The organism is Streptomyces sp. NBC_00271 (assembly GCF_036178845.1).
Taxonomy (GTDB): Bacteria; Actinomycetota; Actinomycetes; order Streptomycetales; family Streptomycetaceae; genus Streptomyces.
In genome coordinates this window covers 1-13,779 of sequence record NZ_CP108071.1, presented here as the reverse complement: position 1 = coordinate 13,779, position 13,779 = coordinate 1, and the positions used below count along the sequence as shown (strand labels likewise).

The window sequence follows — 13,779 nt, the reverse complement described above, 5'->3', positions numbered from 1 at the left end:
CATCCTGCTACGAGGCGTCCTGGCGTCGGGCGTAGTTCGCCTGAGCCTTGTACGCGGTCTCGTCGTCGTCGCTCACGTTCTCGATGCCGCAGACCTTGCGCGCGAGGTCTGCCATGCTGCCGCTCGGGGACATCTCGGCGCGCTTCATGGTGAGGGTACGGATGGCCAGCAGGGGCGTGCCGTTGAAGTTCTCGAAGGTGCTGACGCGGTCGCCCCAGTCGGACAGGAACATGTCGCGGATCACTCGGCTGATCTTGAGCCGGTCGTAGGGCCTGCCGACCGGTCCGGTCTGCAGCGCCTCCAGCCACGGCCGCAGTTCGGGCTGCTGCCACTGCCCCTCGGTGGGGTAGATGAGCGCGGCACGACCGGACAGGTCGATGAGCTCGTGGGCCATCTCGGCGATGTGCTCGAGGTAGTACGCCCGCCCGAAGTCGAACATCAGGACGTTCGGCTTGTAGATGCCGCCGGGGGTGAAGAACCCTTGGTCCTCCGAAGCGATCAGATGCGCCTTGAGCGTCTGGTGGAAGCCGGCGAACCGGGCGACCCGGGCCTGGACCGGCGGCAGCTGGTAGGTGCCGATGTGCTCGGTGATCAGCAGGGCCAGACCGAGCATCAGCTCGGCCTTCACCATCGCACGCATCGCCGAGTGGTAGTGCAGCCAGTCGAAGACACGCTGCGGGTACAGCGACGCGTGCTGGGGGTTACCGATGTGGAAGACACGGTTCCAGGGGATGAGCACGTCCTCGAACACGATGACACTGTCCAGCTCGTCACCCTGCGAGGCGAGCGGGTGCTCCACCTCCTCACCGTCGCGGACGTTGCTCTCCCGGCAGATGATGGTGACCCCGGGGGTGTCGGGCTTCACCGCCCCGTAGATGATCTGTTCCGCAATAATGCCGGGGCGGTAGAAGACGCCGATGTGGATCCAGTCCCCGAAGGCCGCGCCGGTGCTGATCGCCTTCACACCCCGCACGGTGATGCCCTCGTCCGAGGTGCCGACCACCCGCAGGGCAGGTGACTCGGCCTGTGCGGAATCGCGCGAGCGGTTAGCCTGCGGGTCGACGAAGGCTGGCGTCGCGTTGAGGTCACCGTCCCGCACCACGTTCCAGAAGTCGAGGATCCCCTCGGTGAGGTCCCTCCCGTCGGTCCCGACGGACTGGCTGCTCCAGGGCTCCGGGTCGTCGATGTAGGTCAGCAGGACGTAGTTGTTGACATCCGGTGTGCGCGGGATCGCCCCGCCGCCGAGTTCCCGCTGCACCGTCTCCAGGTAGGTCCGCTTGCGCAGCAGGTCCTCCTTGGAGCGGTGCTGGAACCACGTCATGGACCGCCGGACGCCACCCTCGTCCACGAACGTCATGACGTCCTGGAGGTCCGGGCGGTGGTGCAGGTCGTAGAAGGCCGCGAGGCTCCGGGCGTACGCCCGGGTCTTAGGGTGCGTGGCCACGTTGTCGACGAGTTCATCACCCACCCACACCTTGCGGCCGTCGTTCAGCGCTGCCAGGTATTCCTTGCCTGTACGCACGTCGTGCTCCTCTCCAGGGGCAACAGATCCGGATGGCATGGAGCATGCGTCGCGGCAGGGTGAGAGGACGGCGCGCAGCCGGCAATCACCCGGGTGAAAGCGGCGATCACCGGGGAACCGACGTTGAGGGGAGATGTGGCCGTGCGCCATGCTTGCCCCATGAGCAGCACAGACCCCGCCGACGACCAGGCCGGTGGGCGTCGGAACCAGGCCATGACCGGGCCGCGCCTGCGGGGACGGGACCGCGAGATCGCGGCTGTCCATGAGGCCCTGGACGCGGTGCGTGGCGGACGGGGCGCCTGCGTCGTCGTGGAAGGCGCGCCCGGCGTCGGCAAGAGCCGGTTGCTCGCGGAGCTGGACGAGATGGCGCGGCGGTCCGGGTTCGATGTGGTGTCGGTACGCGCCGATGAGCTCGACCAGTACGCGGCAGGAGCCGCACTGCAGTCCGCCTTGCAGTCCTCCGATGGTTCCAACCGAGCCGCCGCAGCCACCGACGACCAGCGGCTCTGGCTGCTGGACAGCATCGCGGACGCTCTGGAGGACCGGGCTCAGCGCGCCCCGGTGGCCGTGCTTGTGGACGACGCACAGTGGGCGGATCCGGCTACGCTCTTCGTGCTCCGCACCCTGCCTGGACGACTGGCCGCCTCGCGGATCCTGTGGGTGCTGGCGGTACGGTCGGACACCGAGCGACCGACCGTGGCCAGGGTGCGGGAGGACCTCGAACGTCTCGGAGCCCGATGGCTGACCCTCGGCCCCCTGCCACAGCAGGAGCTGCAGGACATCGCGGCCGATGTCCTCGGGGCGAGGCCGTCACCCGGTCTGGCCAGGCTCCTGCGAGGCGTCGCGGGCAATCCTTTCCTGGCGATCGAGCTGGTGCGCGCTTTCGCCGACACGGATGCCGTCAAAATGGAGGCGGGCGAGGCGAGCCTCCTGCACGACGGCATCCCCGTCAGTTTCCGGCGGAGTATCGCCGCGCGTCTGGACCGGCTCCCCGAAGATGCCGTGCGCCTGCTCCAGATCGGGTCCGTCCTCGGCCGCGAATTCGACCTCGGCACGGCCGCCCGCATGCTCGGCAGGCAGGTCGGCAGCCTGCTGTCGGGCGTCGAGGCCGCCCTGAACGCCGGTCTGCTCTCGGCCGACGGCCCGCGACTCGCCTTCCGTCACGACCTCATACGGCAGGCTGTCCACGAAAACCTGCCTCTGGCCGTACGGACCGCTCTGCACCGGGACGCGGCCGACAGCCTGCGTGGCATCGGGGCACGATCGGCCGAGGCAGCCTGGCACGTCGTCATGTCGGGCGGCCCAGTCGACGACAATGCCGTGACCACGCTGATCACCGCCGTACGGGAACTGTCGTCGTCGGCCCCCGACGCGGCTGCGGACCTGGCTCAGCGGGTCGCCGGACTGCTGCCCCGACACGACCGGCGTCGCATCACCCTGCTGACCGACGCCGCCGAGTACCTCGGCCGGACCCGCCGGGTTCATGAGGCGCTCGACCTGGTCGACGCCACTCTGCCGGAAGGCCTTGAGCCACTGCAGGAGGCATGCCTGCGCCTGGTGGCCGCCGAGATCCACCAGGCCGCGGGCGACGACGCCGCCGCGATGACACACCTCCAGCAGGCCCTGGACCTACCCGCGCTGCCGCCCGACGTGCGCGTCCGGCTGCTGAAGACCAAGGCGACGGGCCACATGTACCTCGGGGACATCACCGCTGCCGAGCAGACCGGCCCCGGGCTGGTCGAGGCCTCCTACCGCAGCCACGATCCGGCCGTCGTCGTCAGCGCCATGGTGTTCCAGTCGCAGACGTTCTTCTACCGTGGGCGCCTGGCCCGCGCCCTCGAGCTTGCTGAGGAGGCCACCCGACGCGCCGGCACCCAATCCGCCGCACTCTACCTGCGGCCCCCGCGGATCCCGGCGCTGTGGCTGGCCACCGTGCTGACCGCCACCGACCGGCTCGCGGACACCGAGCGGGTGCTGCGCGAGGGACAGCGCGAAGCGGAGGCGTTGGGCCTCGGCTGGTCACTTCCCCACTGGCACGCTCGCCGTGCCTGCGCCCTGCTCGAACAGGGCGTGCTGGACGACGCGGCTGTGGAGGCCGAGGCCGGTCTGGCGGTGGCGGACGAACTTGAGATCACCCAGCCGAATCCGCTGGCTCGCTCCGTGCTGGCACTGGTGGAGATCAGGCGCGGTGACCTTGCCAGGGCGAGGGACCATCTCCGCGCTGCCGAAGCCGGCTCCGGCACGAACGCGCAGCGGTACGGCCTGTGGGTGGCTCTCGCGCGCGCCGGCCTGGCGGACGCGGAGGGCGAAGACAGCGAAGCGGCGATGGCACTCACGGGAAGCTTCAAAAGCCGTGAGCCGACGCGGCTGCTTGCGGTACCTCCGTCCCAGTGGCCCTCGATCGTGCGCATCGCGCTCCGCGGGGAGGACCCGTCTCTCGCGCAGGCCGTGTCCAGCGCACTGCGCAGCCTGGCTGCACAGGACGAGAGCGGGCAGATCATCGGGGCAGTCCGCGCCCACGTGGACGGCCTGCTCCACCGCGACCCCCGTGCACTGGAGTCCGCCATCACCGGCTACCGGAGCACCGGCAGGCCGTTGGCCCTGGCGGCGGCCTGTGAGGACCTCGGCGAGCTCATGGCAGCATCGGCCGATACGACGCCGGCGATCCCGTACTTCGAAGAAGCGGGTCAGCTGGCGTCAGCCTCAGGAGCCGGGCGCGATCAAGAACGGATCAGGCGGCGCCTGCGCCAGCTCGGCGTGCGCACCGCCCCCGTGCGGAACCACACGGCCGGTCCTCAGGGGTTGGAGAGCCTGACCGAATCCGAGCGGAAACTGATCCCGCTCGTCGTTGAGGGCCTCACCAACCGGGCCATCGCCGACTGGCTCTACGTGTCCGTGCACACCGTCAACACGCATATGAAGCACATCTTCACCAAGCTCGGCATCAACTCGCGGGTCGAGCTGACCCGGCTGGCGATCGAGCGGGGCATCAGCGTTGACGGGGCCGACTGAGCGGTGCACCGACCACAGGGCACGGTGACAGGGATCCCTTGAATGGGTGATGCCTGGCTCCGGCACCACCCGTGATGCTGGACGCAACGGCGTGGCCTCCGGCACGGCACCGTCATTCATCAGGAAGTGACCGCCTCATGAACACGATGCGCGCAGTACGCGCTCACCGACGCGGAGGCCCCGAACAACTGGTCCACGAGACCGCACCGCGTCCCGGGCCCGGCGATACTGCCGTCGCGGTACGGGCCGCCTCCATCACCACGGGAGAACTTGCCTGGGACGCTACCTGGACCGACAGCTCCGACGGATCCGGGCGTGAGCGGACACCCGTCATTCCCGCGCACGAGGTGTCCGGCGTCGTGGCCGAGCACGGAGCCGGTGCCACAGCTCCCGCCCTGGGCACCAAGGTTTACGGACTCACCCCGTTCCTGCGTGACGGAGCCGCCGCCGAGTACGTCGGCGCGCCGGCCGGGACCCTCGTCGCCCAACCGGCCCGACTGGACCACCGAAGCGCAGCGGCCGTCCCCCTGGCGGCGCTCACCGCAAGGCAGGAGCTGGTCGACCACGCCCACCTAGACCTGTACTTCGCGGGTCGTTGATTCGTATGGTGTGACCGGTCCGGGGGTGTCCCTGGGCCGGGGTGTGGAGTTGGGTGGAGTGTGTCGAAGTCTTCCCGGTCCCCGCGGCCACGGTCTGAGCGTCAGCGTTTTGAAGTAGCGGTGACGTCCGTGGTGGAGAAGCGCCTGGGCGCTCTGCCTGTCGTTTCCGAGTTCACTCGTCGGCTGGACCTGGCCGGGATCGGCGATGCGGTGTGCCCAGGTTGGCGCGAGTGCGCATGTGACGCACGGGCAGGTCATCGAGGCGCTGGTGGCCAACCGGCTGATGTAGCCGGACGACAAGCTCAGGATAGCCAGCCGGTGGAAGTCCGGTCCGGGGAGACGCCAGGGTCCCCGGTAGCTGACTCCCGGCGTCGCCCGAAATGGTGACGTCGAAGTGGAGTGTCAATCCCCTCGAACTGTGGAGATCTTCTAAGCGGCCAGCTCCAAGGCGGAGTTGGCCCGGTGGTCGTGCTCGTAGTCGATCGGACTCTGATATCCACACACGCTGTGTAGTCGGTGCGTGTTGTAGAAGCCGGTGATCCAGGTCGCGATCCGCAGTCGAGCCTCGGTGCGGGTGGCGAACGTGTGCCGGTAGACGTACTCGACCTTGAGCACGCTGTTGAACGCCTCGCTGACGGCGTTGTCGAAACACGACCCGACGCGGCCCATGGACTGGGTCACGCCCAAGCGACGACAGGCCCGGCGAAAGCGCCGGGAGCCGTATTCGGCCGCGGTCGCTGTGGAAGATCAACCCCAACTTCCCCTGCAATCACGGACTCCACGCTACGAGGGGAGGGACACCCCCGCACTCCCCAACACCACGAACAAGCCCACCAGTTGATCGGCTACACCACGAGAAGGCAACACCGTTGCGTTTAGCCACCGTTGGTGGCGTCAAGGCCGCCTGCCTTGATCATCTCGAAGTGAAGGGAGTACGCCTGGGCTGTTCTGGGGTGCTTGCCGGTAGTGAACGTGTACTTGCTGTTGCGCTTGCGGACGCGGGCCTTCAGCCGCCAGCGTCGGCCCTTCGGCAGGAGGCGGGCCAGGGCGACACGACCGATCGCCCCGACGAGGCCCACCGGACCGGCCGGGGCGATGCCGCGGGCGGCCACGATCTGGTCAGCGGCGGCGTTGAGCAGCCGGATGAGGCTGACGCGCTCCGCCGACAGGCCCGGCTGGGCCGTGACCAGGTCGTCCGCGGTCCGCATCAGCGCCTGGTAGACCGTCAGCAGGGCGTAGACCTCCTGCTCGAGCCCAGGGACCGTCCGCGAGCGCAGCACCCGTCCGTCGAGGAGGGTCGACTTCAACGAGAAGTAGCAGGTCTCTGCCTGCCACCTGCGGTGATACAACGTGATCAGCTCGTGGGCGGGGTAGCGCTCGGCGTCCAGGAGACTGGTCATCAGCCGCCACAGCTCGGTGCGGCGGGTGCCGTCGGCCAGCTCGATGGTCATCCAGGCTTCGATGATCCGTACCTCGAGCCGCCCGTAACCGCGCCCGGCCTGGTATCTCCCGGCGCAGACGGTGGTCAGGTAGGAGCCGTCCGGCAGCGGGCGGCGCACCGTCGGGCGCCGCTTGCGGGTCGAGCGCAGCAGGAAGGATGCGCCGGTGCCGGTCACTGCCTCCAGGAAGTCGTATGCGTCGTAGTAGGCGTCGGCCAGCAGCACCATCGAGGCGTCCAGGTGAGACAGCAGGCGGCGCGCGTAGCCCAGTTCGCCGGTGGTGTCCGGGCCGAAGGCCGCGCCGAGCAGGGCGCGGGTGCCGCACTCGACCAGCGTCACCAGGCGCAGCAGGGGGTAGCCGAATTCGAGCACCTGACCGCGGTGCTTGGGGAAGCGCCAGGTCACTGCCTCCTCGTCGGGGATGCTCAAGGTGGTGCCGTCCACCGCGACCGCCCGCAGACCGCGGTAGAAGGAGCCGGACTGTGCCCGGGCGGCCACCGGACCGGCCAGGATCTCGAACAGGCGGCGCAGCGGGGCGCTGCCCAGTCGGCGCCGGGCTCGCGACAATGAGGAGGCGCACGGCCGCGTCACCGCGATCCCCCGTAATCCCGCGCATAGCTTGTCCCACACCGCCTGGTAGGACGAGCGCTCGAAGAAGGCGAGAGCGAGCACGAAGTACACCACCACCCGCGCAGGCAGCAACCGCACGCGCCGTTCACGCGAGCCTGTCTCCTCGAGGACGGCGTCAACCAGCTGCGGGTCGATGACCTGCGTCAACTCTCCCAGGTGGCCGGGAGCATACACATCGTGAGCTGACGCCACGGGTGGCAGGGTGGCAGAATGCCGCGGCAACGGGACCTCCGGTACGACGATCTCTGGGCTCGACACCACAGGGATCTACCAGGGGTCCCGTCCTCTCGTTCATGAACTTGACAAGGCGCCGGACGGCATAACGCAACGGTGTTGCACGAGAAGGGGCACGATCGCTCAGCAGGGTACGGCGGCGCTGACTGGCTGGGGTTGTCAGCCGGCTTTGAGGTCGCTGAGGGCTGTCCCCGGCAGGGGGACCGGACTCAGTAGTCGAGGTCGAGGTAGTCGATGTCGTTGAGGGTGACGTCGGAGAGGCCTGTGGCGCGGCTGCCGCCGTCCTGGAAATACACGTCTTTGAATCCTTCGGCGATGATCTGGCGCATCTGCTGGTCGCTGGCGCCCGTGTTGCGGGCGTCGAACAGGCGCTGCGCGTACGCCGGGGGGAGGTGGACGGTGAGGCGGCGGAAGCGTCCGTCGTCGGTCGTGCCGATGGGCGCGGTGTACCCGAAGCGGGCCCTCGTCTCCACCGTGATCCCGGTCGCGGTGGCCGCCTGCTTCTGCCGGCGTTTGCGGACCTGGGGCTGCCATCGCTGCCGTACGGCGGCGTCGATCCGTTCGGCGATGGCCTGGGGCGGGTGCTTGCGTTCGCCCTTGCGGTAGCGCTCCACCGACCGCTGGCTCACCCCGATCTCCTCGGCGACAGCCCGGGTCGTCTTGAGCTGCTTGATCAGGTAGCCGATCTGGCTCTTGAGGGTCTTGGGCGGCTGGCGGGTGAACGCTTCCCGGTCGGCCCGCTCGATGGCGTCCTCAATCTCTGCCACGGCTCAGCCCTTCTCGGCGGTGGGGTCCTGGCCGCCGGTGTCGGCCGGCGGGAAACAGGTCTTGTGCGTCGGGGCGTTGTTGGGCACTGGCCTACTCGCCTTCGTCGAGGACGGCGTCGCCGCCCTTGATGTGGCGGGCGGGGTTGTGGCCCTGTTCCATCAGGTCGACCGCCCAGAGCATCGACTGGACGCCTTCGAGTTTGGCCAGGCCCGGGGTGGGTCCGAGGCGGAAGCCGCCGGGCTGGGGCTTGCCGGAGGCGGCGTAGGGCAGGAAGTCCAGCGGGCTCTGCCCCGGGGAGGGGTAGACGACGCAGTCGGAGAGTACGGCGAGCGGGTACAGACCCGTCATCGTGGCCATGTTGCGCAGCTTGCGGTGCATGTTGATGCGGGCCTTGGAGATGACGGCGGCGCGGATGTCGGGGCGCCAGGTCGGCCGCTGCAGGGCCGGCCACCGCTCGCCCTCCTTGTACTTCTTGCCCTGCGGGCGCTCGCGCAGCTTGCCGATGCCGCCCTTGACGGTGGCCTTGATGGCCGCGAGGACGGCCGCCATCGCCGGGTCGGCGTCCTTGTGCTGCTCCATCGCGGCAAGGAACTGGCGGTCGTCGAGGTCCTTGGTGACGTTGAGGTCGGCGAGGGTGTCGACGTAGGCGGTCTTCAACCGGTCGTGCCACGGATCGAGGTAGGCGCCGGTCTCGCGGCGCAGGTACCCCTCGAGGGGCTGGACGTTGTAGCCGAGCTCCTGGGCGTAGGCGACGGTGTGCGTCTGGTACCAGGCTGGTCCCGTCGGGCGGGTGCCGTCCGGCGTGAACGGGCTGGGCAGGCGCGGGTCCAGCTCGATGTGGGAGAGGTCGACCAGCCAGGAGCCGGGGATCTTCGGGTTGAACGTCGGGGCGTGGAAGTGGTCCGGGGCGGACAGGCCGACGACCAGGCGGGCCGCGGCGGCGAGGAACGCGGTGTTCAGGTCCAGGCCGACCGCGTACGGCAGCGTGCACTCCTCATCCGTCAGCAGGCTGACGTCGCGCACCCACTGGTACGCCTCCTCGTTCAGGAATCCGCCGCTCCAGCCGCTGTCGACGACGACGGGGTGTTCGGCGGTGGCCTCCGGCGGCGCCGGGTCCATCGGCTCCGTCCCGAGCGAGCCGGGGTTGTGGCCGGGCAGCCAGTTCCCCGTCTGCGGGTCCTGCACCGCGCGGGTGGGCGGGCGCAGCGCCGTCATCAGCTCCAGCCCGGACACGGCCGTCGAGCCGCGCGGTGTGATGACCCGCTGGGCGTAGATGCCGAGGACGCGGGCGACGTCGGCCGGCTCCATGTCGGAGACGCCGGGCCAGGACCGCTCATCGAGGGCGTCCCACGACAGGATCGCCAGCTGCACGCACTGCCGTTCGCGCCCCTGGACCTTGCGGTAGATCCTTGCCCACGGTCCGAACCCGCGCTGGGTGAGCCGCCACTTGGCCTTCACCACCTGCTTGACCACCGGGTGATCCTCCGCAAGGCGCAGGGAGCGGCGCTGCTCATGGCCCTCCAAGCGCTCGGGCAGCCCGAGCTTCACGGCGGCCGCGGCGGTGAGCACGATCAACGGGTCGCTGTCCTTGCCGTTGCGGTGCAGACGCGGCGCACCGAGCCCGGATTCCCTGAGCGTCCACTCCACCAGCTCCGGGATGGTGGTCGCCGGGCAGTCGAGCACGATGCCGCCCGTGCCGTACGCGGAGCCGTCACCGTCCAGCACAGCGAGCGGGCCATGCGGGAACCGCGGATCGGCTGCCGGCTTCGCAGCCTTTTGAGGGGCCGGACGCCGCGATGTCGCGCCAGCCAGGGCGGCGGGACGCGCCGGTCCCGCACCTGGAACGTCGAGAGCCTCTGGGGCGTCTGCCGTCTCCAGCTTGGACGTGGCCGGTGCGGCGGACGCAGCCGGCACCGTCGCGGCAGCCGAGACGGCGCCGGGGGCCGGATACTTCGCCGCCCACCCGTTCAGCAGCCGCTGGTAGGCATCCAGGCGCGGCGACTTCGGCTCGCTTCGGCCGTTCTCCCAGTTCTTCACCGACTGAGTCGTCGTCTTCAACGCGGTAGCGAGGCGGGCCTGGGTGATACCGGCAGCCTCACGCAGCCGGGCCCGCTCCGCCGGAGGCGGCAGGTGCGGCTTCTCATTCAATAGAGCGTCGACGGACGCGAACAGCTCTTCCTCAGATGGCATGCCCCGCACCCTTTACTCGAGACCCAACCAAAACTTATCCACCAACTTACCCCCCTCCTTAACCTTCCGAAGCCCATTCCAGTCCCAGCGCGGCGAGCGCCTGGAGTTTGTCGGCGGTGAGCTTGGCGCGGCGGGTTTTCTGGTTCATGGTCCAGACTCCGAGCTTGACTTCGGTGCCGTCCTGCAGCTGCTCTACGTGCCCCCTGGGGACGGTCACGGTGCCCTCGCGGGCCTTGTACTGTGCCAGGGCCGCAACGCCCCGCTCGAAGGCGCTCAGGGGTGCCGTGGATGGCTTCGCGGGTTCCTCCGGCTCTGGTGCCAGCGGCACGATGCCGAGTTGCTCCAGCCGCTCGCGCTGTCCGTCCGTCAGGGCCTGCCAGACCTCCGGTTTCCGCTGCCGGGCCAGCCACTTCCCGATGTCCATACCGTGGACCGTGAAGCCGGGCAGGACCTCCGCCTGGTCCTCGTCGCGCACCAGCTCCTGCAGCGCGGCGTAGTGCCGTTGCCAGTCGGCCGGCCACGCCGGGTTCCAGTCCGGATCGATCTCTCGCAGCGCGGTCTCCCACTCCGGGTGGCCCTCGAGGGCGCATGGGCGTCGGAGGTTGGACAGCCACTGTCCTACGGGCCGGTCCAGCGCCGTCGCGGGCCGGGGTGCGCAGAGCGTCCAGTGCTGGTCGTAGTAGGCCTTCGCGGCTTCGAGGTTCTCTTGGAACCGCTCGTCTGCCAGGGACCAGACCATGCCGAGCTGTTCGAGTCGCCTCGCGCGCTGGCCGGTCATCTGCCCGGCGCCGTACGCCCTTCGCTGCTCCGCGACCCATTGTCCAAGGGGTGTCGCGCCCTCTTTGTGCCCATAAGGCACTCGGGCGTGATGCTCACGCTCCGTGAATTTTTTGAGTGCCGCCCAGCCGCGTGCCCAGTCCTGGCGTTCGGTGTCGATCACGTTGAAGGAGACCCAGTCTGCGACCATCACCGGATCCCTGGGGGCGGCAAAACGGAGCAGCAGCCGGGATTCTTCCTCACCCTCTTCTGGCGCGACACCGATATGCACGGACGGCTGCGCCACGTCCTTCTGAGGCTCCTGTGGAATGGCGAGCAGTTCCACGGCCTCTTCATCGTGAGCCCGCAATCCCTCAAGAACCTTCACCAGGGGTCGGTACGACCCGGAGGTGAACATGTCTTCCGGCTGTTCTCCGGGCTGGAGGAAAACGGGAACGATCAGTGAGGCGAGTTTCCCCTGTCCGGGCTTTTGCCGCAGCGCGCGTCCGATGGCCTGGACGATGTCGTGCGGCGCCCCCTTGGGGTCCAGTAGGGCAACCGAATCCACGCTTCGAATATCGACACCCTCGCCCAAAACGCGGCAGTTCGAGAGCACGGCCCGCTGCGCCGTGGACCCGAACGAGCCGAGGACGTCGCGTCGGTTCTCGGGGACGTGTTCGCCGCAGAGCCAGTCCGCCCAGATCCGCTTCGGGTATGTCTCGGGTTGGTCGGCGTGCAGTTTGGCGGCGACGCGTTCCAGGCCTTCCGCGTAGGCCTGGGCCTCTATGGTCCGGTGGTGGAAGGTGATGCACGTCTGGAGCCCGTGCTGCGCCATGGTGTGCAGGAGCGCGGCCTGGAGCGCTCCGAGGCGCTGCCCGCGTACTTCCTCGGTGTGCCGGTCCTCGCCCATCAGCCGCTCTGGGGTGACGACTGGGTCCTGGAGTTCGAGCACGATGATCTGGTACCGCGCCAACAGCCCGCGGGAGACCGCCGAGGCGAGGGACAGCTTGTAGAGCACTGGCCCGAACACGGCCTCGTCGTCCATGGAAGCCGCCATCTCCCTCGGCAGCGGATCGCGCACTCCCTCGGCAACCTCCCGGTCGAGCCGCTCCTGCCAGATCCGCGGCGTCGCTGTCAGGTACAGCCGCCGGTGTGCGGGGATGACGCTCTGGTCGTGGATGTCCGCCCACGCCTTGCCCATCGACCCGGAAGTCCGGTGCGCCTCATCCACCACCGCGAGGTCCACCGGGGCCAACTGCTGCCCGTAGACGCCCTCGAACGCCTCCGCAAGGACACCAAGGCTGGCGTACGTCGCATAGATGGTCACCGGTCCGGAGCCGTGCCACAGCGCCAACTGCACAGGGTTTGTGGTGGAGCGCACCCGAAGGCCCCACAGCTCCGGATCGTCCTGGAGCGAACACACCGCAACCGCCGGCCCCGCGTGCCCGGCCGCGTGCCACGCCTGCACCGTCTGGGACAGAAGGTCCAGCGTCGGCACCAGAACGAGAACGCGCCCCTTGGGCACAAGCCGCCTTGCCGACGACGCGGCAATGATGGTCTTCCCCGTGCCGCACGCGGCGTGCACCTGCCCGCGCAGACCATTGGAGGGAATGCCGCCCGGCGGAACATCCAGGCCGCGCACGATGGCGCTGACGGCCTCGATCTGGTGGTCACGCAGCTTCACAGCCACCCCTGTCGTCGTCTTCCCCCGGAGCCTGCGGTTCTTCGTTGCTGGGTGTCAGGTAGCGCTGGAGCAAACGTTCGGCAGGCTTGTGGTTGTAGTGCTGCGCGATCTGCAAAGGAGTCTCGCCATCCGCAGCGGGCAGCCGCGGATCGGCGCCGTACGCCAACAGGATCGCGGTGGCAGCTGTGTTCAACGGGTGACCTGACTGAAGATGACCGTCTCCTTCGACGTCTATGGCATGGGTGAGCAGAGTGTGTCCAAAACACATCTCGTTCGGATCCGTCCCACCGTCCAGCAGAATGGTGAGCCCTTCGTGGTCACTCATTTCCACGGCCTGGTGCACAGGGGTCCATCTCTCCACACCATCAGCCATCTGCATCATTTCGCTATCCATCACCATCTCCGAGCTTCAGATCCGCAAAGAGCGAGGAGTGTTTCCACCGAACGATTGGTCATCTCAGTTCCGGGGGTGCGGTCTACTTCCAGATTCTACACAGTGCATCACTATGATGCATCACCTTTATGTCAAGGTTCCGATCTCAGGGTGATACGTGACCGAATCTCGCTCCGTCGTGTCCATTTTGCGTGTATGCTGACGGGGTGTCATCGGGTTGCTCGACGAGCACTTGAAGATGGGGGAGGGGTTCGGGTGGAGCGCAGCGGAGCCCGTCACTGCGCCTGGCCGGCGCTCCGTCAGACTAATGTCCCGTCACATCCTGCGTGGGGTGACAGCTGGGATTCCCAGTCGCTACACAGGCCTCAACATGATGCACCGCCCCTCGCAGCCAGCCCCAGGAGGCCCGCTTGCGGGACTCCCTCAATTCGCGCTTGCGCGAATTGACATCCGTCAGAATTCCGCTTGCGGAATTCCATTCCGCGTTTACGCGGGAATTCGAATTGCGCTTGCGCAATTCGTGCTCTATGCCCCGGCTTGCCGGGGCATAT

9 protein-coding genes are annotated in these 13,779 nt (G+C 68.5%); 2 read left to right on the top strand and 7 right to left on the bottom strand.

Going from position 1 to position 13,779, the window contains the following annotated elements:
• Window positions 1-7 precede the first annotated feature (7 nt).
• Window positions 8-1,522, bottom strand: a complete 1,515-nt coding sequence (locus tag OG798_RS54815; protein ID WP_328760285.1) for a 4-hydroxyphenylacetate 3-hydroxylase family protein — start codon at window positions 1,520-1,522, stop codon at window positions 8-10.
• A gap of 159 nt (window positions 1,523-1,681) precedes the next feature.
• On the opposite strand from OG798_RS54815, the gene OG798_RS54810 reads away from it, so the two are divergent.
• Both OG798_RS54810 and OG798_RS54805 read left to right on the top strand, forming a co-directional pair.
• Window positions 1,682-4,534 carry a helix-turn-helix transcriptional regulator gene (locus OG798_RS54810; protein ID WP_328760284.1) on the top strand — a complete coding sequence of 951 codons (2,853 nt, stop codon included), beginning with the start codon at window positions 1,682-1,684 and terminating at the stop codon, window positions 4,532-4,534.
• A 137-nt stretch (window positions 4,535-4,671) separates the two neighbouring features.
• A complete protein-coding gene (locus tag OG798_RS54805; RefSeq protein ID WP_328760282.1) occupies window positions 4,672-5,133 on the top strand; it encodes an alcohol dehydrogenase catalytic domain-containing protein in 462 nt (153 codons plus the stop codon).
• Window positions 5,134-5,562: 429 nt separating this feature from the next.
• Here OG798_RS54805 and OG798_RS54800 read toward each other — a convergent pair whose 3' ends face one another.
• The 6 genes from OG798_RS54800 to OG798_RS54775 form a co-directional block, all read right to left on the bottom strand.
• Window positions 5,563-5,814: an integrase core domain-containing protein gene (locus tag OG798_RS54800; RefSeq protein WP_328760280.1), complete on the bottom strand. Its 252-nt coding sequence runs from the start codon at window positions 5,812-5,814 to the stop codon at window positions 5,563-5,565.
• A 194-nt stretch (window positions 5,815-6,008) separates the two neighbouring features.
• Window positions 6,009-7,394 carry an IS4 family transposase gene (locus OG798_RS54795; RefSeq protein WP_328760278.1) on the bottom strand — a complete coding sequence of 462 codons (1,386 nt, stop codon included), beginning with the start codon at window positions 7,392-7,394 and terminating at the stop codon, window positions 6,009-6,011.
• Between the two features lie 251 nt (window positions 7,395-7,645).
• Window positions 7,646-8,203 (bottom strand): telomere-protecting terminal protein Tpg, encoded by a 558-nt coding sequence (gene tpg, locus OG798_RS54790; RefSeq protein ID WP_328760277.1) that lies wholly within the window; start codon window positions 8,201-8,203, stop codon window positions 7,646-7,648.
• 91 nt (window positions 8,204-8,294) lie between these two features.
• Entirely contained in the window at window positions 8,295-10,394 is a 2,100-nt protein-coding gene (gene tap, locus OG798_RS54785) for a telomere-associated protein Tap (RefSeq protein WP_328760276.1), read from the bottom strand.
• A gap of 58 nt (window positions 10,395-10,452) precedes the next feature.
• Window positions 10,453-12,840: a DEAD/DEAH box helicase gene (locus OG798_RS54780; protein WP_328760274.1), complete on the bottom strand. Its 2,388-nt coding sequence runs from the start codon at window positions 12,838-12,840 to the stop codon at window positions 10,453-10,455.
• Entirely contained in the window at window positions 12,821-13,228 is a 408-nt protein-coding gene (locus tag OG798_RS54775) for an ankyrin repeat domain-containing protein (protein ID WP_328760273.1), read from the bottom strand. The genes OG798_RS54780 and OG798_RS54775 overlap by 20 nt, the downstream gene beginning before the upstream one ends.
• Window positions 13,229-13,779: the final 551 nt, after the last annotated feature.

What these genes read in the sequence shown, in the direction of transcription:
- OG798_RS54805 (WP_328760282.1), top strand. Translation starts at nt 4,672, where the DNA reads ATGAACACGATGCGCGCAGTACGCGCTCACCGACGCGGAGGCCCCGAA.
- OG798_RS54775 (WP_328760273.1), bottom strand. Translation starts at nt 13,228, where the DNA reads ATGGATAGCGAAATGATGCAGATGGCTGATGGTGTGGAGAGATGGACC.
- OG798_RS54810 (WP_328760284.1), top strand. Translation starts at nt 1,682, where the DNA reads ATGAGCAGCACAGACCCCGCCGACGACCAGGCCGGTGGGCGTCGGAAC.
- tap (WP_328760276.1), bottom strand. Translation starts at nt 10,394, where the DNA reads ATGCCATCTGAGGAAGAGCTGTTCGCGTCCGTCGACGCTCTATTGAAT.